Here is a 15710-nt window from a genome sequence, read left to right as displayed (position 1 = left end):
CCGCTGGGACCTGACGTCTCTGGAACCAGGGACGGCGGGAACGCGACATTGAGGCTCCCGCCGGAACAAGGGAGAGCCCTATGGAAACCCTCGCCCCCTCACGAACCACTCGATCGAGCCGCACCGGCGTCGTCGCCGTGCTGCTCTGCGCCGGCGCCGTCACGGCCGCGGCCGATCTCCTCCTGCGCCCGGTCCCGGCGCTCGACTTCGGCACGTTCGCCACGATGCGGGCCGAGCGCGACGCCGTGTGGCTGTTCAGCCTGCTGGGAGGGGTGGGAACGGCCGTCGCCCACATCGCCGCCGGCCTCGCCGCCTGCCTGCTCGTCCGTCACAGGGGCGCGGCCCTCGCAACGGTCGCCGCCGTGCTCACCGGCCTGGCCGGGGTGCTGTTCTGCGCCGGTTTCTTCGCCATCGGCGCCGTCGACTGGTATCTGACGTCCGACGCGACCGCCGGCCGTGCGCTGTTCGACGCCTTCCAGTCCGACTCGGGACGGGTCTTCGGCATCCAGGCGATCGGATTCCTGCTGTCCGTGGTGGGCTTCGCCGTGCTCGGGGCCGCTCTGTGGCGCTCTCGCGCGGTGCCTCGGTGGCTGGCGGCCGCGGTGCCGCTGAGCCAGATCGCGATGATCGCCGCCGGCGCGGGTGTCGTTTACGATGTCGTCCACGCGGTCTTCATGGCGACACTGGTCACGATCGCCTGGTTCGCCTGGCGTGGCCGCATCGAGTAAGGGGCTGCACCGGTGTATGGCAGGTGCCTTGCGGCCGACGCGCGACGTGTCGGCCGCGCCGTCGTGCTCATGCTCACGGGCCTCGTGCTCGTCATGTACGCCGCCGGGCTGGTGATGTGGATCGTCGAGGCGGCCCGGCTGCCGGAGGTCGCATTCGCACCGTGGTCCACACCGCGGGGGCGCGCGGTCCTCGACGCGTGGGGCATGCCGATCGAGTCGTGGGCCGCCCTGGTGGCCCTGCCCGGGGTCATCGTGACGGCCGCCGCCGTGACGTCCGCGACGTTGATCCTGCGCCACGGGACGTCGTGGTTCGGCCTCTATCTGGGCTTCACGCTCGTCCTGTTCGCGACGGGGGGCAGCGAGGCGCCGCTGGTCGTGGCCGCTTTACATCCCGAACTCGATGGTGTGGCCCGTGGCGTGCAGGGCCTGGCCTGGATCGCGTTGTTCCCTGTGGCGTACGTCTTCCCCGACGGTCGCTTCGTCCCCGCCTGGAGCCGCTGGCCGGCTGCGGCGTGGGCCGTCTACCTGGCGCTGGGTCTGGCCGGGGTCGGAGGAGGATCGCAGGCGGTGGACGCCTTCATCGTCCTGGTCCTGGTCGGGACCTGCGTCGCCGCCCAGCTCCACCGCTATCTCCGGGTTTCCGGACCGGTCGAGAGACAGCAGGCCAAGTGGCTGATGGTGGCGATCGCCCTGTGGTTCCTGTTCGCGCTCACGCTCAACGTGAGTCCCCTGGGCGCCCTGTACTACGAGGCCAGCGCCCGCGGGCTGATCGCGTTCGTCCTCATCGGTCTGCTCACGGCCGCGCTGATGGCGCTGATCCCCACGGCGGTGGCGATCGCGGTGCTGCGTCACCGGCTGTTCGACCTGGACGTCTGGATCAATCGGGCGCTGGTCTACGGCGTCCTGACCGCCTTTGTGGTGGCCGCTTACGCGGCGGTCGTCGGCGGCATCGGCGCGCTGTGGGCCGATGGCACCGGCGGGTTGCTGACGGTCGTCGCGGCAGCCGCGGTGGCGCTGGCCTTCAGTCCCCTGCGCGAGCGGGTCCAGCGGCACGTCAACCGCTTGGTGTACGGCGAGCGCGGCGATCCGTACGTCGTGCTCAGCAGGCTGGGGCAGCAGCTCGGCAGCCTTGCCCGGCCCGAGGAGATCGCCCCCGCCATCGTCGAGACCGTCGCCCGCACGCTCAAGGCCCCCTACACGGCCCTCGAACTCGACCACGAGATCGTCGCCAGCACCGGGAGACCCGCGGGCGCCACGGAGAGTTTCGAGATCGGCCACCGGGGCGCATCGTTCGGCCGGCTCGTCGTCGCCACCCCCGGCGACAACCTGTCCGCCAGGGACCTGCGGCTGCTCGCCGACCTCGCCCGCCACTGCGGCGCGGCGGTGTTCGCCGCCCAGGAATCCCTGCGCATCCGCCGGCTCGCCACCGACCTGCAGAAGACCCGCGAGAACCTCGTCCTCGCGCGAGAGGAGGAGCGCCGCAGGATCCGCCGCGACCTGCACGACTCCCTCGGCCCCGCGTTGAGCGGTCTCGCGCTGACCGTCGACGCCGCCCACGCCGTCATGGCCACCGACGCCGCCGCCGCGGACAAACTGATGCGCGCGTTGAAGGATCAGAGCAGGCAGACATTGGAGGAGGTACGCCGCCTGGCGCGCATGCTCCGTCCCCCCGCCCTGGACGAGCTCGGCCTCGCCGGCGCCCTGGCCCACCTGGCGGAGGGTGCCGAGCAGGCGGGCCTGGCCACCACCGTGCGCGTCCCGGAACCGCCGGCGATGCCCGCCGCCGTCGAGGTCGCCGTCTACCGGATCGCGCAGGAAGCCGTCACCAACGTCATCCGGCACTCCGGCGCCGGCTCGTGCCTGATCGAACTGAACGCCGCCGAGCACGCCGCCGAACTCCTGGTGGCCGACGACGGCACCGGCATCAACCCCTCCAGCCGCCCCGGTGTCGGCACCGCGTCGATGCGCGAACGCGCCGAAGAACTCGGCGGCGTCATCACCGTCACCAGCGACGCCGGCGGCACCCGGGTCGCCGCTCGCCTGCCGCTGGCCGAGGAGAGCACATGATCCGGATCCTGCTCGCCGACGATCACCCGATCTTCCGGTACGGACTACGCGCCGTCCTCGCCTCCGACCCGGAGACCGAGCTGGTCGGCGAGGCCGGCTCCGGGGAGGAGGCCGTCGAACTGACCCGCCGGCTGCGACCCGACGTGGTTCTCATGGACATCACCATGCCCGGCCTGAACGGCGTCGAGGCGACCCGCCGCATCCTCGCCGAACTTCCCGGCACCAACATCCTCATCGTCACGATGTACGACGACAGCGCCTCGGTGCTCGCGGCGCTCAGAGCCGGAGCCCGCGGCTACCTCATCAAGGGCACGGATCGCGAGGAGCTGCTGCGCGCCGTACGAGCCGCCGCCGCCGGCCACGCCATCCTCAGCCCTGTGGCGGCCCAGCACCTGACCAGCCAGATCGCCCGCCCGCGATCCGCGGCGGCAGCCCTTCCCCGAACTGACCCCACGCGAACACGACATCCTGGAGCTTGTGGCGGCGGGGTACACCAATCCCGCCATCGCCGAGCGCGCCGGGCTGACCGCCAAGACCGTGCGCAACTACATCTCCACCATCCTCGCCAAGCTCAACGCCACCTCCCGCGCCGAAGCCGTCGACCGCGCCCGCGCCGCCGGTCTGGGTGACTCGCAACGGTGACGACGAACCGGCCCAGCTCCTCGGTGATCATTTCACCCGCCTGGGAGGCGATGCCTCGGGCCGGCAGGGAGGTCTTCACCGTGACCAAGTCCGCCCGGTTCGCCCGCAATATGGCCGAGGCCAACCGGATCTTACATGCAGCGCAGGTCCAGCCCGCCGTTCAGCGTGCCGTCCAGGTCGATGATCAAGGAGGACGGAGCGGAGTCCTCCGCTGCCTCACCGCCCGGCTCGTCCACCACAGCCCAGGCCCAGACCTCGTAGTCGCCGAGTTGTCCGTCGGGGTCCTCGATCTTCGCCTGGCGGTAGTGGTTCAGCACCTGCTCCACCGGCAGGTCCACGTCGAGGCCGAAGCGGATGGTGTACCGGCAGTCGCCGGAGTCGCCGCCGCGTACCTTCGTCTGCGGGCCGAAGTCGCCGAAGGTCGTTCCGGGCGGCCGCGGATACGCCTTGACACGGTCGGCCATCCGGGCGAGTTCGAAGTCGTTGATCCACTCGGGCGTCTTGGCCAGCGCCCAGAGCAGCACGAACGGCATCAGCAGCCAGGCCAGGCAACCGAGCCTTCGGGTGATGCGCGATCGTCCGGGTGAGGTGGACGCGGGGGGCGGCATGAGGTCCATGATCGCCTATCGCGGCGCATGGCCGTCGCCCCTCGTGCGGAGACCAGGGTCGCGGATCCGGGGTGGCCCCGGCGCGGACGCCGGGGCCGCGGTGAAGGTCAGTTCGTGCCTGGGGCGGTGGGCTTGTCGTTCGTCCAGCCGGCCTTGATCGTCTGTACGCCGGACTTGCCGAGCATCGGCTTGCCGCCGTGCTTGAGGTCGGTGTACTCGGCCAGCAGGATCATGGTCTTGGTGTCCACGACGTACTGCTGCTTGAGCACCGACTTCTCGTTGACCGGGACGGGCAGGGCGAACTTCTGGCCGGGGCGGCCCAGCGGGTCCTTGGCCCGGCCGAGGTCGGTGACGCCCTTGGTGGTCTTGAGCACCTGGTACGCGCCGGCCCTGGCCTTGTCGGGCACCGGGACCGTGTACAGGAGATCGATCGCCCTCCCGGCGACATACCGGTCGAAGTTGACCAACCACTCGTTCTTCGTGGCCTTCGGAGTGGTGGTCTTGGCCTCTTCTGCGGCTTCGTCGATCCAGGCGCTGACCTCGGCGGCCAGCTGCTTCCTGAGCGCCTCGGCATCCGTCTGCAGCGTCTGGAGCTGCTCGTACGTGACGTTCTTCTCGCCCAGCCGGAACGCGGGCACATCCTCCTCCACCGGGTGCAGAGTGCCCTTGCCCGGACGGGTGGACAGGCGGATCTTCATGCCTTCCGTGCGGTAGGCCCACGTGGCCGGAGAGCCGTCGGCACGCCAGGCCGCCTCGTCCTTCAGGGCGCGGGCCTGGACGGCACCGTCCCGATGACGCTGGAGCTGTCGGTGGAGGGCCAGGGCGAGGCGCGGCCGTTCACGGTGAGTCCGGCGACGGTGACGGCGCCCGCGGGCGGACAGGCCGTCGTCTCGGTCACCGCCGCCACCGCGGCGGCGGCGGGCTACCTCGGCGGGCACCTCGTCGCCGCCGGTGGCGACGTCCGGGTGAGCACGCCGCTGGCGGTGGAGAACGAGCGGGAGGCGTACGCGCTGACCCTCATGCACACCGGCCGCGACGGCCGCCCGAGCGCCGGCCACCTCACCACGCTGCACCGGACGGACTCCGCAGGCCTGATCACGGAGCTCACCGCGTACGACCCCGTCGACCCGCGCCTCGACCGCCTGGACGTTCCGCTCCGAGCGCACCGGGGACGGCCGGCCGCTGCTGGTCTCCGTCGTCCGCTTCTCCCCCGCACTGGACGCCCGCAACACCGCGCCCAGCGGCGAGACGTACGCGGTTCCGGTGCGCGTGGAGCGGCAGCGGGGCTCGGCCGCCGGCGCGGTACGCGACCTGGCCGCAGAGATCTCCTTCGACGACGGCGCCATCTGGAAGCCGGCCCCGATCCGCAAGGGCCAGGTCGTGGTGAACCATCCGGCCATGGAGGGATTCGCCTCGTTGTGCGCCAAGGCCGTCGACACCGCGGGCAACGCCGTCGAGCAGACGGTCATCCGGGCGTACCGCATCGCACCCCGGACCTGATCGCGGGGCCGGCCGATCAGGGCCGCTTCCTCTCGTGGCGAACTCAGGCCGGCACGTCCGGCACCGGCCGTCCCGCGCCGTTACGGCCGCAGGTTGCGGGTCACCGGCCGATGGTTGTCTCCCGGCGTGGGGGCCGGCCGGTCGCCAGGGCGGCTCGTACGAGGCCCCGCGCGAGAGCGGTGCTTTCTGGGAGGGTGTCGAGAGGGAGCGGCTGGGTCGCGAGCGCGCCTTCGTGCAGCACGAGCAGCCGGGTGGCGAGCACGGCCGGGTCCTGGCAGCCCGCCGCGGCGGCGAGTTCCTCGAAGAGGTGCAGCAGCCAGAGCTTCTGCTCCGCGGCGACGCGGTGGGCGGGATGCGCGGGGTCCGGCAGTTCGGCCAGGGCATTCATGAACGCGCAGCCGCGGTCGTTGCTCTCGCTCCAGCTCCGCAGCGCGTCGAAGGGAGCGGTGACCGCCTCGACCGGATCGGCGCACGCGCCGACGGCCGAGGAGACGAGGGATCGCCAGCGCCGATCGCGCCCGGCGAGGTAGGCCGCGACGAGGTCGTCCTTCGAGCCGAACTGGTTGTAGAGGGTCCGCTTGGTCACGCCGGCCCGCTCAGCGATCAGGTCCACTCCCACGGGCGTGATCCCGTTGTTGTAGAAGAGCTCCTCGGCCGCGGCCACGATGCGCCGGCCGCATCACGGCCGTCGGGCCGCGGGCGGACGAGGCGCTGATCGGCCGCCGCGTCGTCGTCGACCCGGCCATCTACGACGCCGACCACCGCCTACGGGACCGCGCTCGGGATGATCGAGAGGGGCCGCCTCCAGCGGGGGCAGACCGTCCTGGTCTCGGGGGCCTCAGGAGGCGTGGGGCTGGCCGCGGTGCAGCTCGCCCGTGCGCGCGGCGCGCGGGTGCTCGCCGTCAGCAGCGCGGCCAAGATGGACGCCGTACGCGCCGCCGGAGCGCACAGCGTCCTGGACCGGGCCCGCGATCTGCCCGCCCAGATCCGCGCGGCCGCCCCGGACGGCATCGACGTCGCGCTGGACGTGGTCGCGGGCGACCTGGTGGGTGATGGCCTGCCGCTGCTGCGCGAGGGCGGCCGGTGGGTGGTCGCCGGCGCGCTCGGCGGGCACGGCGTGAGCTTCGACGTACGCCGCCTGTACCTGCACAACATCCAGCTGATCGGATCGTCGATGCACACGCCCGCGCACTTCGACCTCCTCATGGATCTGGCCCGCCAGGGGGAGATCCGGCCTGTCATCGCCGCGGTCTACCCGCTCGGCGAGGCGGCCGCGGCCCAGCGGGAACTTTCACGGCGCCGGCACGTCGGCAAGATCGTCCTGCACCCGCCGGCGGCCTGACGCGCCGGCCTCGTCCACGCCGTCCCCTCACACCGTCGCCGGGCGCAGGCCGGGCGGAGCCGAAATTGGCGCGCGCGGGCTCGCGGCCGGAGGTTAGCCTGATCGTGCGGCCGGCTGGGAGCCATCGTGCGGCCGATGGGGGCCTGGGCGCCCGCGAGCACCGCGGGCTTTCGTCCTGGGAGGAAAGCGGTGCCGTCCGTCTCCGTTCTTCAGCTCGACGACGTGCCGGTGCGCGAGCGGTTCGACTTCTGGTGGCAGGCCGTCGCGGAGTCGGTGGTGTCGGTGGACGCCACCAGCGATCGGGCCGAGGACTTCTGGGCCGAGATGCGCGGCCTCGATCTCGGCCTGGCCCAGCTGTCCCAGGTGCGCTGCGTGTCCTTCGACGCGCGCAGGGGCGCGAGCCACATCCGGCGCTCCGACGCCGACCTCTACCAGCTGGCCGTGACCGTACGGGGCCGGTCGGGCGTGTGGCAGAACCGGCGCGACACCCGCCTGGAGCCCGGCGAGCTGGTGCTCTACGACACCTCCCGCAGCTTTCTCGCCTGGACGGTGAGCCAAGGCCCCGCCCCGTCGCACGAGCATCGCGGCGAGGTGGCCGAGGGGATGATCCTGCGCTTTCCGCACCAGGCGCTGCCACTGCCCGCCGCCATGGTCGAACCCCTGCTCGCGGTGCCTTTACCGGGGCACGAGGGCGTCGGCCCGCTGCTCGCCGGGCTGCTGCGCCGCCTCATCGCCCAGCCCGAGTGGCCGGCCCGCGACCTGGCCCGGCTGTCGTCCATCGTGCTGGACCTGGTCGCGGCCCTGCTGGGCCAGCGGCTCGGCCGGGACGCCTCCGCCTACCAGGCCGACCCCGGCGAGGTGCTCCTGCTGCGCGTCAAGTCCTTCGTCGAGGAGCGGCTGGGCGACCCCGGGCTGACGCCCTCGGTCATCGCCGCCGGCCACTACATCTCGGTGCGTCACCTGCACAAGCTCTTCCAGAACGCGGGGCTCACCGTCGGCGGCTGGATCCGCGAACGCCGGCTCGAACGCTGCCGCCGCGACCTGGCCGACCCCCTCCTGCGGCACCTTGCCGTCCAGGCCGTCGCCGCCCGCTGGGGATTCACCAGCCCGTCCCACTTCAACCGCGTCTTCCAGCGCGCCTACGACGTCTCCCCCGCGGCCTACCGGCGGCTGGTCCGCGAGCATGAGGCCGTGGCGCGCTGAGTGCTGCGCTCTGAGGCAAGGCCCGTGCGCTCGCGGGCAAGTGCGCGCCGGCCGCTCCTGCGAAGGTCGAGCCATGAATCTCCGTGAAACCCTCAAGATCGCCGGGGTCGGCGCGCTGATGGCCGCGGCGCTGATCGCGCCCGCGAGCGCCGCGCACGCGGCCCCCTCGGGCTGCAGCGACCTGTATCGGGACAACGCCTACTGGTACAACTGCACCAAGGGATCGGGATCGTTCCGGGCCGTGGTGCGCTGCTACCGGATCGGCCATTCGACGTACGTGACCAGATACGGCGTCTGGGAGCGGGTCGGCGAGGGCCCGTCCCGAGCCCAGTGCCTGTCCAGCGAGGAGACCTCGGACGGCCGCGGGGAGCACAGGAACTAGCCCGCGGCGTCACAGGGCCGTGGCCATGGCCAGGTCCGCCTCCAGCCGGCGGGCGGCGGCCTGGAGGGTCGCCACGAGGGCGGGCAGCTCGGTGTGCTGGTAGCGGACGCTCGGCATCGAGATCGACAGGCCCGCCACCGCCACCCCCTGGTCGTCGCGCACGGGGACGCCGACGGCGACGACGCCGTGCTCGGAGCGGCCCTGGTTGACCACGAACCCGGCCCGCCTGATGCGGGTGAGCTCGCTCTTGAGCCGGGTCAGGTCGGGGCGGGCGGACGGCTGCTCGGCGTACCGGTCGGGGGCGTAGACGGCGTCGACCTCCTCGGCGCCGAGCTCGGCCAGCAGCAGCAGGCCCGCCGTGGTCTGGTGGGCGGGGAAGACCATGCCCTCCCGGTTGCCGACGCGCAGCGCCTGATCGCATTCGACGCTGGCGATGAACCGGGCCGTGTCGCCGGTGCGGATGGTCAGGTTGGCCGACTCCCGCACGGCGTCGACCAGGCGGCGCAGGTGCGGCAGGGCGGTCGCGCGCAGCTGCGAGGTGCGCGAGCGCGAGTGCTCGGCGAGCTGGAGCACGGGGCCGGCGTGGTAGCGGTGCCGTTCGTCCTGGACGGCGAAGTCGCGGTAGACGAGCATCTGCAGCAGCCGGTGCGCGGTCGAGCGGGCCACGCCGAGCCGCCCGGCCGCCTCCGAGACGGTCAGGGCGCCTTCGAGCTGCAGCATCGTCGCGATTCTCAGCGCGTGGTCGACGCTGGCGACCGCGTACGCCGGTGGGGTCTTCAGCGGCTTGTCCACCGGATCTCCGTTCTGCACAGAAGAATATGTTGTTCTATATGGTGGGATATCCAGCACTCTCTCACATATGAGCACGATACGAACCCCGGTCCGGCTGCAGGCCGTCTCGGCCCCCGACCAGCCCGACGTCACGCCCGCCCTGCAAGAGCTCTACCGCGGTTTCGAGGAGGAACTGCTGGTCCCGCTGTGGACGGAGATCGGCGACCTGATGCCGGCCCACCCGCGCTCGCGGGCGGTGGCGCACCTGTGGCACTGGGACACCCTGCTCAAGCTCGCGGCCCGCGCCGGCGAGATCGTGCCGGTCGGCCGCGGCGGCGAGCGCCGCGCGATCGCCCTGGCCAACCCGTCGCTGGGAGGCCGCCCGTTCGCCACTCCGACGCTGTGGGCCGCGATCCAGTACCTGATGCCCGGCGAGGACGCCCCCGAGCACCGCCACACCCAGCACGCCTTCCGGTTCGTGGTCGAGGGCTCGGGCGTGTGGACGGTGGTCGACGGCGACCCCGTGCCGATGAACCGGGGCGACTTCCTGCCGCAGGCGGGCTGGAACTGGCACGCCCACCACAACGCCACCACCGAGCCCATGGCCTGGCTCGACGGCCTGGACATCCCGTTCCAGTACGTCACCGAGGCGCAGTTCTTCGAGTTCGGCCGCGACGAGCTGCCCGGCGCCGAACGCACCACCCCCGAGCGGAGCCGTTCTGAGCGCCTGTGGGGCCACCCCGGCCTGCGCCCGCTCTCGGCGACGCCGGCCCCCGCCGGGGACTCGCCGCTGCTGGCCTACAAGTGGGAGTTCACCGACGCCGCGCTCGCCGACCAGCTCACTCTTGAGGCCGAGGGGTACGGCGGGACGGTCGAGCCGGGCCACGCCGCGGTCCGCTTCGCCAACCCCGCGACGGGCGGCGACGTGCTGTCCACCATCCGCGCCGAGATGCACCGCGTCGTGCGCGGCGCCGAGACCGCCCCGGTCCGGGAGACCGGATCGAGCGTCTACCAGGTCTTCAACGGCGCGGGAACGGTCACCGTCGGCGAGACGACCTGGTCGGTCACCCGCGGCGACCTGTTCGTGGTGCCCTCCTGGGAGCCGTTCTCCGTACGGTCGGAGGCGGGGTCCGCCGATTCGGACTCCGGCGCGATGGACCTGTTCCGCTTCTCCGACTCGCCCGTCTTCGAGGCGCTGCGGCTCGACCGGAGAGGGAACGCCTGATGAGGCTGGCCACCATCCGCACCCCCGGCGGCACCCGCGCCGTGAAGCTCGACGGCGGCACGCTGGTCGACCTCGCCGCCGAGGATCTCGGCGCCTTCCTGGCCGATCCCGGCTGGGAGCGGGCCGCCGCGGCCGCGACCGGCCCCGCCTACGACGCCGAAGGCGCCGACTTCGCGCCCGTGGTGCCGCGCCCGTCGAAGGTGATCTGCGTCGGCCACAACTACACCGGGCACATCAAGGAGATGGGCCGCGAGCTGCCGGCGTACCCGACGCTGTTCCCCAAGTTCGCCGACTCCCTGATCGGCGCGCGCGACGACATCGTCAAGCCTCCCGAGACCGACGCGCTCGACTGGGAGGTCGAGCTCGCCGTGGTGATCGGCCGGCCCGTGCGCCGCGCCGGCGAGCAGGAGGCCGCCGCGGCCATCGCCGGATTCACCGTCATGAACGACGTGTCGGTACGCGACTGGCAGTTCCGCACCGTCGAGTGGACCCAGGGCAAGATCTGGGACTCCTCCACCCCGGTGGGCCCGTACGTCGTGACCCCCGACGAGCTCCCCGGCGGCGTCCGCCCGGCACTGACGGTGCGCACCACCGTCGGCGGCCGCCTCATGCAGGAGGACGACACCGCCACGCTGCTCTTCGACCCCGTGCACCTGGTGCGTTACGTCTCCACCGTCGTACGGCTCAACCCCGGCGACCTGATCGCCACCGGCACCCCCGCCGGCGTCGGCCATGCCCGCGACCCGAAGGTGTACCTCACCGGAGGCGAGAGCGTCGTGACGGAGGTCGAGGGCATCGGCGCCTGCGTCAACCAGGTGGTGGTGCGGCCGTGAGGCGGAGTTTCGCCGACGCCCGGCGCTGGGCGGACGACGGCACCAAGCTGCTCCTCGGCACGGTGGCCGGGCTGGACGAGGCACAGTACGCGCGGCCCAGCCTGCTGCCGGGCTGGACCCGCGGGCACGTGCTCGCCCACGTCGCCGCCAACGCCGACGCGCTCGGCAACCTCGTGCGCTGGGCGGCCACCGGCGAGCCCACGCCGATGTACGCCTCCCCCGCCGAGCGCGCCGCCGGGATCGAACGCGGCGTGCGGATGCCGGCCGCCGGCTTGGAGACCTGGCTGCGCCGCTCCGCGACCGCCCTGGCCGAGGCGTCGGCGGCGCTGAGCGAGCGGCAGTGGGCGGCCGAGGTCGTCACCGCGCAGGGCCGTACCGTGCCGGCCACCGAAGTGCCGTGGCTGCGCGCCCGCGAGGTCTACGTGCACACCGTCGATCTCGGTCTCGGCGTCGCCTTCGCCGACCTGCCGCCCGCCTACCTGGAGGCGCTGTGCGCCGACGTCGCCGCCCAGCGCGGCGGCGTGCCGCCCGTCGAAGGACCTCTGGCCGAACGCGCCGCCTGGCTGACCGGACGCCCGCACCGGCTGACCGGCGCGCCCGAGCTGGGAGCGTGGCTGTGAGCAGCGACCCGGCCGGTATCGGGGCCGGTGAGGTGGATGTGCTGGTCGTCGGCGGCGGCATCGGCGGGCTGTCCACGGCCTACGCCCTGACCCGCAAGGACCTCAAGGTCCGCGTGCTGGAGCAGGCGAAGGAGTTCGGCGAGGTCGGCGCAGGCATCCAGATCGCGCCCAACTGCACCCGGATCCTGGCCGAGTACGGCCTGCTGGAGGAGGCCAAGTCACTCGGCCTCCTGCCGACCGGCATGGTCATGCGCGACGCCCTGGACGGCAGCGAGCTCACCCGGCTCGACCTGACCGACCTCGAACGCGCCTACGGCTCCCCGTACATGGTGATCCACCGCAGCGACCTGCACGGCCTGTTCCTGCGCGCCTGCCGGCGCGCCGGCGTGGACCTGCTCACCGACCACCGCGTCGACGGCTACGCCAACACCACCGCACCCTGCGGAAGGAAGGGCGCGGAGGTGAAACTCGCCGACGGCCGCGTCATGCGGGCGCCGGTCGTGATCGCCGCCGACGGCCTGCACTCGGTCGCCCGCAAACTGCTCGTCGACGACGAACCGGTCAGCTCCGCCTACGTCGCCTACCGCGCCACCGTCCCGATGGAGGAGATGTCGCCCGGCGACGTCAACCTGTCCGAGGTCGTCGTGTACGTCGGCCCCGGCTGCCACTTCGTCCGCTACGGGCTGCGCGGCGGCGACCTGCTCAACCAGGTCGCCGTCTTCCGCTCACCCAAAGCGCTGGCCGGCGAACAGGAGTGGGGCACGCCGGACGAACTGGACGCCGCGTTCGCCGCCACCGCCCCCGTGGTGCGCTCGGGGATCCCGCTGATGTGGCGGGACCGCTGGTGGCGCATGTACGACCGCGACCCGATCATGACCTGGGTTCACGGCCGCATCGCGCTGCTCGGCGACGCGGCCCACCCGCCGCTGCAGTACATGGCACAGGGCGCGATCATGGCGATCGAGGACGGCTGGGTGCTCGCCGAGCACGTCGCCCGCCAACGGGACGCGACGGGCCGGGTCGACTGGGCCGCCGCGCTGGCCGCCTACGAGGCCGTACGGCCCGAGCACTGCCGCCGCGTCGTGCTCACCGCGCGCGCCTGGGGCGACCTGTGGCACCTCGACGGCGAGCCCCGCCTGCGCCGCAACACGATCCTGCGGGCCCGCCGGCCGCACGACTACACCTACACCGACTGGATCTACGGGCCGACCGCGCTCGTCCCCGAGGAGGAACCGCCGATGTACCCGGTGATCCCGCTGTCGTCCGTGACACTCGCGCAGACCTGACGGGAGGCCGGCGGCGAGCTGAGCTGGCGCTCTGACGGGCGTTTGCGCCCCCGTTCACCGGGCCGGTAGCGTTCGTCCACATGACGGGAGCGGACAGGGAACGGCCCGCACCGCCGTATCCCATCGCATCGGTGGACCGCGCGCTCAGCCTCATCCAGATGCTCGCCGAGAGCCCCGAGGTGAAGCTGTCGGAGGTCAGGGCCCGGCTCGACGTCGGCCAGTCCACCGCCCACCGCCTGCTCGCGATGTTCGTCTACCGCGGGTTCGCGGTGCAAGACCCCCGCACCCGCAGCTACCGGGCCGGCCCCTACCTCCTCGACCTGCGCCGCGACACCGGCATCCGCTTCGACGTCGCCCGCGAGATCCGCCCCACCCTCGCCCACCTGGCCAAGGAGAGCGGCGAGACGGCGCACTTCGCCGTCCTCGACGGCACCGACGTGCGCTACATCGACGTCGTGGAGAGCACCCGCGCGCTGCGGGTCACCGGCCGGCAGGGCCGCACCATGCCCGCCCGCGACACCAGCATCGGCCGCGCCATGCTCGCCGCCGAGAGCGACGAGTGGGTCAGCGCCCGCTACGGCGCCCCCGCCCAGCTCGGCGACCACGACGCGACCGCCCACGAAACCCTCCTGCGCGAGCTGGCCAGGACCCGGGCCCGCGGCTACGCCCGCAACCGGGGCGAGGTCGAGCTGGGCGTCTGCTCCGTCGGCGTCGCCGTCGTCGACCCCGGCGGCGACCTGCTCGGCGGCCTGAGCATCGCCGCACCCGACTCCCGCTGGAGCCCGGCCCTGGAGAAGGCCCACGTCCAGCGGCTGCACGCCGCCGCCGCCCGCCTGGCCGGACGCGGATAACCACACCACACCCGCACCGCCCCCGCCGGGCGGACGTGTGCCACGCCCGAAATACCCTGGAAACTTTCTGCTATGCAGAACGCGGAGTATCGACAGCAGACTGCACCGGCGCCTACAGTCCAGTGACCGGGCCGGGCGACCGCTGGACGCGAGACATCTGCCGGGCTCAAGCCGCGGGAGCAGCCCGGTCGTCGGGGGGCGAAATCCCGAGGGCTGGAATCCTCAACCAGCCGTGATGAACGGATCCAACTCATGCAAGTCCATCTGCTCGCCATCGGAGTGCTCGCACTCGCGTTCCTCCTCGGCGCACTGCGCGGCATCAACCTCGGCGCCGTCGCCCTCGTCGGCGGCGGGGCCATGGTCCTGCTCGTCACCGGAAAAGGCGTCGACGAGCTCTACGCCGCCTTCCCCGCCGACCTGTTCGTGCTGCTGATCGGGGTCACGTTCCTGTTCGGCATCGCCGCCGTCAACGGCACCATCGAATGGGTCGTCGACGTCCTCAGCCGATCCGTACGCGGCCGCGCGTCCGTCATGCCCTGGCTGCTGTTCCTCATCGCCGGAGTCGTCACCAGCCTGGGCGCGCTCGCCCCCGTCGTCGTCGGCCTGGTCGCCCCCATCGGGATGCGGCTGGCCAAAAAACACGGGATCAGCCCCAGACTGGCCGGCCTGATGATCCTGCACGGCGCCTGCTGCGGCAACTTCTCACCCGTCAACCTGCTCGGCGCCACCGTCAACACCACCATCGAACGGGCCGGGCTCGACCCCAACCCCATCGCGCTGTTCCTGGCCAACATCGGCTACAACGTCATGCTCGGCGTCGTCATCTACTGCTTCTTCGGCGGCCTGAAGCTGTGGCGCGCCGAACGCGGCACCGCCGCCCTCCCCGTCACCGCTCTCGCCGAGCCGGTCACCGCCGGCGTCACCGCGGCCGCGACCTCGGCGCGGGTGGCCCCCACACCCCCAGCGGCATCCGGAACGCCGGCGGCCGACCCGGCCGACACGCCCGACGCGCAGCCCCTGACCTTCGACCGGATCAAGGGCCTGACCCTCGCCGTCATCGTCGCCGTCGGCGTGATCGCCATGGTCGGCAAGGTCGACCTCGGCATCCTGGCCCTGTCCGCATCCGTGCTCCTTATGGTCGTCGCCCCGAAGAGCTCGACCGGCGCCGCCAAGCGCATCGCCTGGGACGTCGTCCTGCTCATCTGCGGCGTCGTCACCTACGTCGGCCTGCTCAACGAGATCGGCACCATCAAGTTCGTCGGCGACGCCGCCAACAGCCTCGGCTCGCCGCTCGCCACCGCGTTCCTCATCTGCCTGATCGGCGCGGTCGTCTCGGCCTTCGCCTCCAGCGCCGGCATCATCGCCGTCCTCATCCCGCTCGCGATGCCGTTCCTGCTCAGCGGCCAGATCTCGGTGACCGGCATGGCCATCGCCGTCGCGATCAGCGCCACCGTCGTCGACTCCACCCCGTTCTCGACGATCGGCGCGGTCGTGCTGTCCAACGCCGACTCCGAGGACCGCGACTACACCTACCGCGGCTTCCTGTCCTGGGGCGCCCTCATGGTGGTGACCGCGCCGGTCCTCACCATGGCCTTCGTCCTTCCCGGACTGCTCTGATGGAAGCCACGCGCACCACTCCGAAAGTCTGAAAG

Annotated in this window: 17 protein-coding genes and 1 pseudogene; 14 read left to right on the top strand and 4 right to left on the bottom strand. The window is 72.4% G+C overall.

Translation table 11 applies throughout. The features are described from left to right. Positions 1–80 precede the first annotated feature (80 nt). The 4 genes and pseudogenes from AB0C27_RS41950 (at position 81) to AB0C27_RS41935 (ending at position 3437) form a co-directional block, all read left to right on the top strand. The gene (locus tag AB0C27_RS41950) at positions 81–728 is read left to right on the top strand and encodes a hypothetical protein (RefSeq protein ID WP_357856816.1); all 648 of its coding nucleotides are present in this window, start codon (positions 81–83) and stop codon (positions 726–728) included. Between the two features lie 69 nt (positions 729–797). Beyond that, positions 798–2795 carry a histidine kinase gene (locus AB0C27_RS41945; RefSeq protein WP_357856813.1) on the top strand — a complete coding sequence of 666 codons (1998 nt, stop codon included), beginning with the start codon at positions 798–800 and terminating at the stop codon, positions 2793–2795. Continuing rightward, a pseudogene (locus AB0C27_RS41940) lies at positions 2792–3079 on the top strand (response regulator transcription factor); the annotation flags it as partial. The gene AB0C27_RS41945 and the pseudogene AB0C27_RS41940, both read left to right, overlap by 4 nt. A 193-nt stretch (positions 3080–3272) precedes the next feature. After that, positions 3273–3437, top strand: a complete 165-nt coding sequence (locus AB0C27_RS41935; RefSeq protein ID WP_357856810.1) for a LuxR C-terminal-related transcriptional regulator — start codon at positions 3273–3275, stop codon at positions 3435–3437. Between the two features lie 131 nt (positions 3438–3568). On the opposite strand, the gene AB0C27_RS41930 is transcribed toward AB0C27_RS41935, so the two are convergent. Further along, a complete protein-coding gene (locus AB0C27_RS41930; RefSeq protein ID WP_357856807.1) occupies positions 3569–4045 on the bottom strand; it encodes a hypothetical protein in 477 nt (158 codons plus the stop codon). Between the two features lie 107 nt (positions 4046–4152). After that, entirely contained in the window at positions 4153–5277 is a 1125-nt protein-coding gene (locus AB0C27_RS41925; RefSeq protein ID WP_357856805.1) for a hypothetical protein, read from the bottom strand. 31 nt (positions 5278–5308) lie between these two features. Between AB0C27_RS41925 and AB0C27_RS41920 the strand changes: the two genes are divergently transcribed. Continuing rightward, positions 5309–5545, top strand: a complete 237-nt coding sequence (locus AB0C27_RS41920; RefSeq protein WP_357856802.1) for a hypothetical protein — start codon at positions 5309–5311, stop codon at positions 5543–5545. Between the two features lie 100 nt (positions 5546–5645). Here AB0C27_RS41920 and AB0C27_RS41915 read toward each other — a convergent pair whose 3' ends face one another. Then, positions 5646–6209: a TetR/AcrR family transcriptional regulator gene (locus AB0C27_RS41915; protein ID WP_357856799.1), complete on the bottom strand. Its 564-nt coding sequence runs from the start codon at positions 6207–6209 to the stop codon at positions 5646–5648. A gap of 120 nt (positions 6210–6329) precedes the next feature. Here AB0C27_RS41915 and AB0C27_RS41910 point away from each other — a divergent pair, with 120 nt between their 5' ends. The 3 genes from AB0C27_RS41910 (at position 6330) to AB0C27_RS41900 (ending at position 8472) form a co-directional block, all read left to right on the top strand. After that, complete coding sequence (locus AB0C27_RS41910; protein WP_357856797.1) at positions 6330–6887, top strand: zinc-binding dehydrogenase; 558 nt, start codon at positions 6330–6332, stop codon at positions 6885–6887. Between the two features lie 189 nt (positions 6888–7076). Continuing rightward, the gene (locus AB0C27_RS41905) at positions 7077–8090 is read left to right on the top strand and encodes a helix-turn-helix domain-containing protein (RefSeq protein WP_357856794.1); all 1014 of its coding nucleotides are present in this window, start codon (positions 7077–7079) and stop codon (positions 8088–8090) included. 73 nt (positions 8091–8163) lie between these two features. Further along, on the top strand, positions 8164–8472 hold the full coding sequence (locus tag AB0C27_RS41900; RefSeq protein ID WP_357856791.1) for a hypothetical protein: 309 nt from the start codon (positions 8164–8166) through the stop codon (positions 8470–8472). A 9-nt stretch (positions 8473–8481) separates the two neighbouring features. Here AB0C27_RS41900 and AB0C27_RS41895 read toward each other — a convergent pair whose 3' ends face one another. Then, the gene (locus AB0C27_RS41895; protein ID WP_357856788.1) at positions 8482–9264 is read right to left on the bottom strand and encodes an IclR family transcriptional regulator; all 783 of its coding nucleotides are present in this window, start codon (positions 9262–9264) and stop codon (positions 8482–8484) included. Positions 9265–9331: 67 nt separating this feature from the next. Between AB0C27_RS41895 and AB0C27_RS41890 the strand changes: the two genes are divergently transcribed. The 6 genes from AB0C27_RS41890 (at position 9332) to AB0C27_RS41865 (ending at position 15675) form a co-directional block, all read left to right on the top strand. Further along, positions 9332–10468 (top strand): cupin domain-containing protein, encoded by a 1137-nt coding sequence (locus tag AB0C27_RS41890; RefSeq protein WP_357856785.1) that lies wholly within the window; start codon positions 9332–9334, stop codon positions 10466–10468. Next, positions 10468–11301 carry a fumarylacetoacetate hydrolase family protein gene (locus AB0C27_RS41885; protein ID WP_357856782.1) on the top strand — a complete coding sequence of 278 codons (834 nt, stop codon included), beginning with the start codon at positions 10468–10470 and terminating at the stop codon, positions 11299–11301. Before AB0C27_RS41890 ends, AB0C27_RS41885 begins: the two co-directional genes overlap by 1 nt. Beyond that, positions 11298–11921, top strand: coding sequence for a maleylpyruvate isomerase N-terminal domain-containing protein (locus tag AB0C27_RS41880; protein WP_357856779.1), 624 nt, complete (start codon positions 11298–11300; stop codon positions 11919–11921). Before AB0C27_RS41885 ends, AB0C27_RS41880 begins: the two co-directional genes overlap by 4 nt. Further along, complete coding sequence (locus AB0C27_RS41875; protein ID WP_357856775.1) at positions 11918–13207, top strand: FAD-dependent oxidoreductase; 1290 nt, start codon at positions 11918–11920, stop codon at positions 13205–13207. Before AB0C27_RS41880 ends, AB0C27_RS41875 begins: the two co-directional genes overlap by 4 nt. Before the next feature lie 80 nt (positions 13208–13287). Further along, on the top strand, positions 13288–14058 hold the full coding sequence (locus AB0C27_RS41870; RefSeq protein ID WP_357856772.1) for an IclR family transcriptional regulator: 771 nt from the start codon (positions 13288–13290) through the stop codon (positions 14056–14058). Positions 14059–14310: 252 nt separating this feature from the next. Continuing rightward, positions 14311–15675, top strand: a complete 1365-nt coding sequence (locus AB0C27_RS41865; protein WP_357856769.1) for an SLC13 family permease — start codon at positions 14311–14313, stop codon at positions 15673–15675. The last annotated feature ends 35 nt before the right edge of the window (positions 15676–15710 follow it).

This window comes from Nonomuraea sp. NPDC048882, assembly GCF_040649755.1.
In the GTDB taxonomy this organism is placed as follows: Bacteria; Actinomycetota; Actinomycetes; order Streptosporangiales; family Streptosporangiaceae; genus Nonomuraea; species Nonomuraea maheshkhaliensis.
This window is presented reverse-complemented; position numbering and strand designations above follow the sequence as displayed.

Coding starts and splice junctions, on each gene's coding strand:
- AB0C27_RS41950 (WP_357856816.1), top strand. CDS start 81: ATGGAAACCCTCGCCCCCTCACGAACCACTCGATCGAGCCGCACCGGC.
- AB0C27_RS41945 (WP_357856813.1), top strand. CDS start 798: ATGCTCACGGGCCTCGTGCTCGTCATGTACGCCGCCGGGCTGGTGATG.
- AB0C27_RS41930 (WP_357856807.1), bottom strand. CDS start 4,045: ATGCCGCCCCCCGCGTCCACCTCACCCGGACGATCGCGCATCACCCGA.
- AB0C27_RS41910 (WP_357856797.1), top strand. CDS start 6,330: ATGATCGAGAGGGGCCGCCTCCAGCGGGGGCAGACCGTCCTGGTCTCG.
- AB0C27_RS41900 (WP_357856791.1), top strand. CDS start 8,164: ATGAATCTCCGTGAAACCCTCAAGATCGCCGGGGTCGGCGCGCTGATG.
- AB0C27_RS41890 (WP_357856785.1), top strand. CDS start 9,332: ATGAGCACGATACGAACCCCGGTCCGGCTGCAGGCCGTCTCGGCCCCC.
- AB0C27_RS41885 (WP_357856782.1), top strand. CDS start 10,468: ATGAGGCTGGCCACCATCCGCACCCCCGGCGGCACCCGCGCCGTGAAG.
- AB0C27_RS41870 (WP_357856772.1), top strand. CDS start 13,288: ATGACGGGAGCGGACAGGGAACGGCCCGCACCGCCGTATCCCATCGCA.
- AB0C27_RS41865 (WP_357856769.1), top strand. CDS start 14,311: ATGCAAGTCCATCTGCTCGCCATCGGAGTGCTCGCACTCGCGTTCCTC.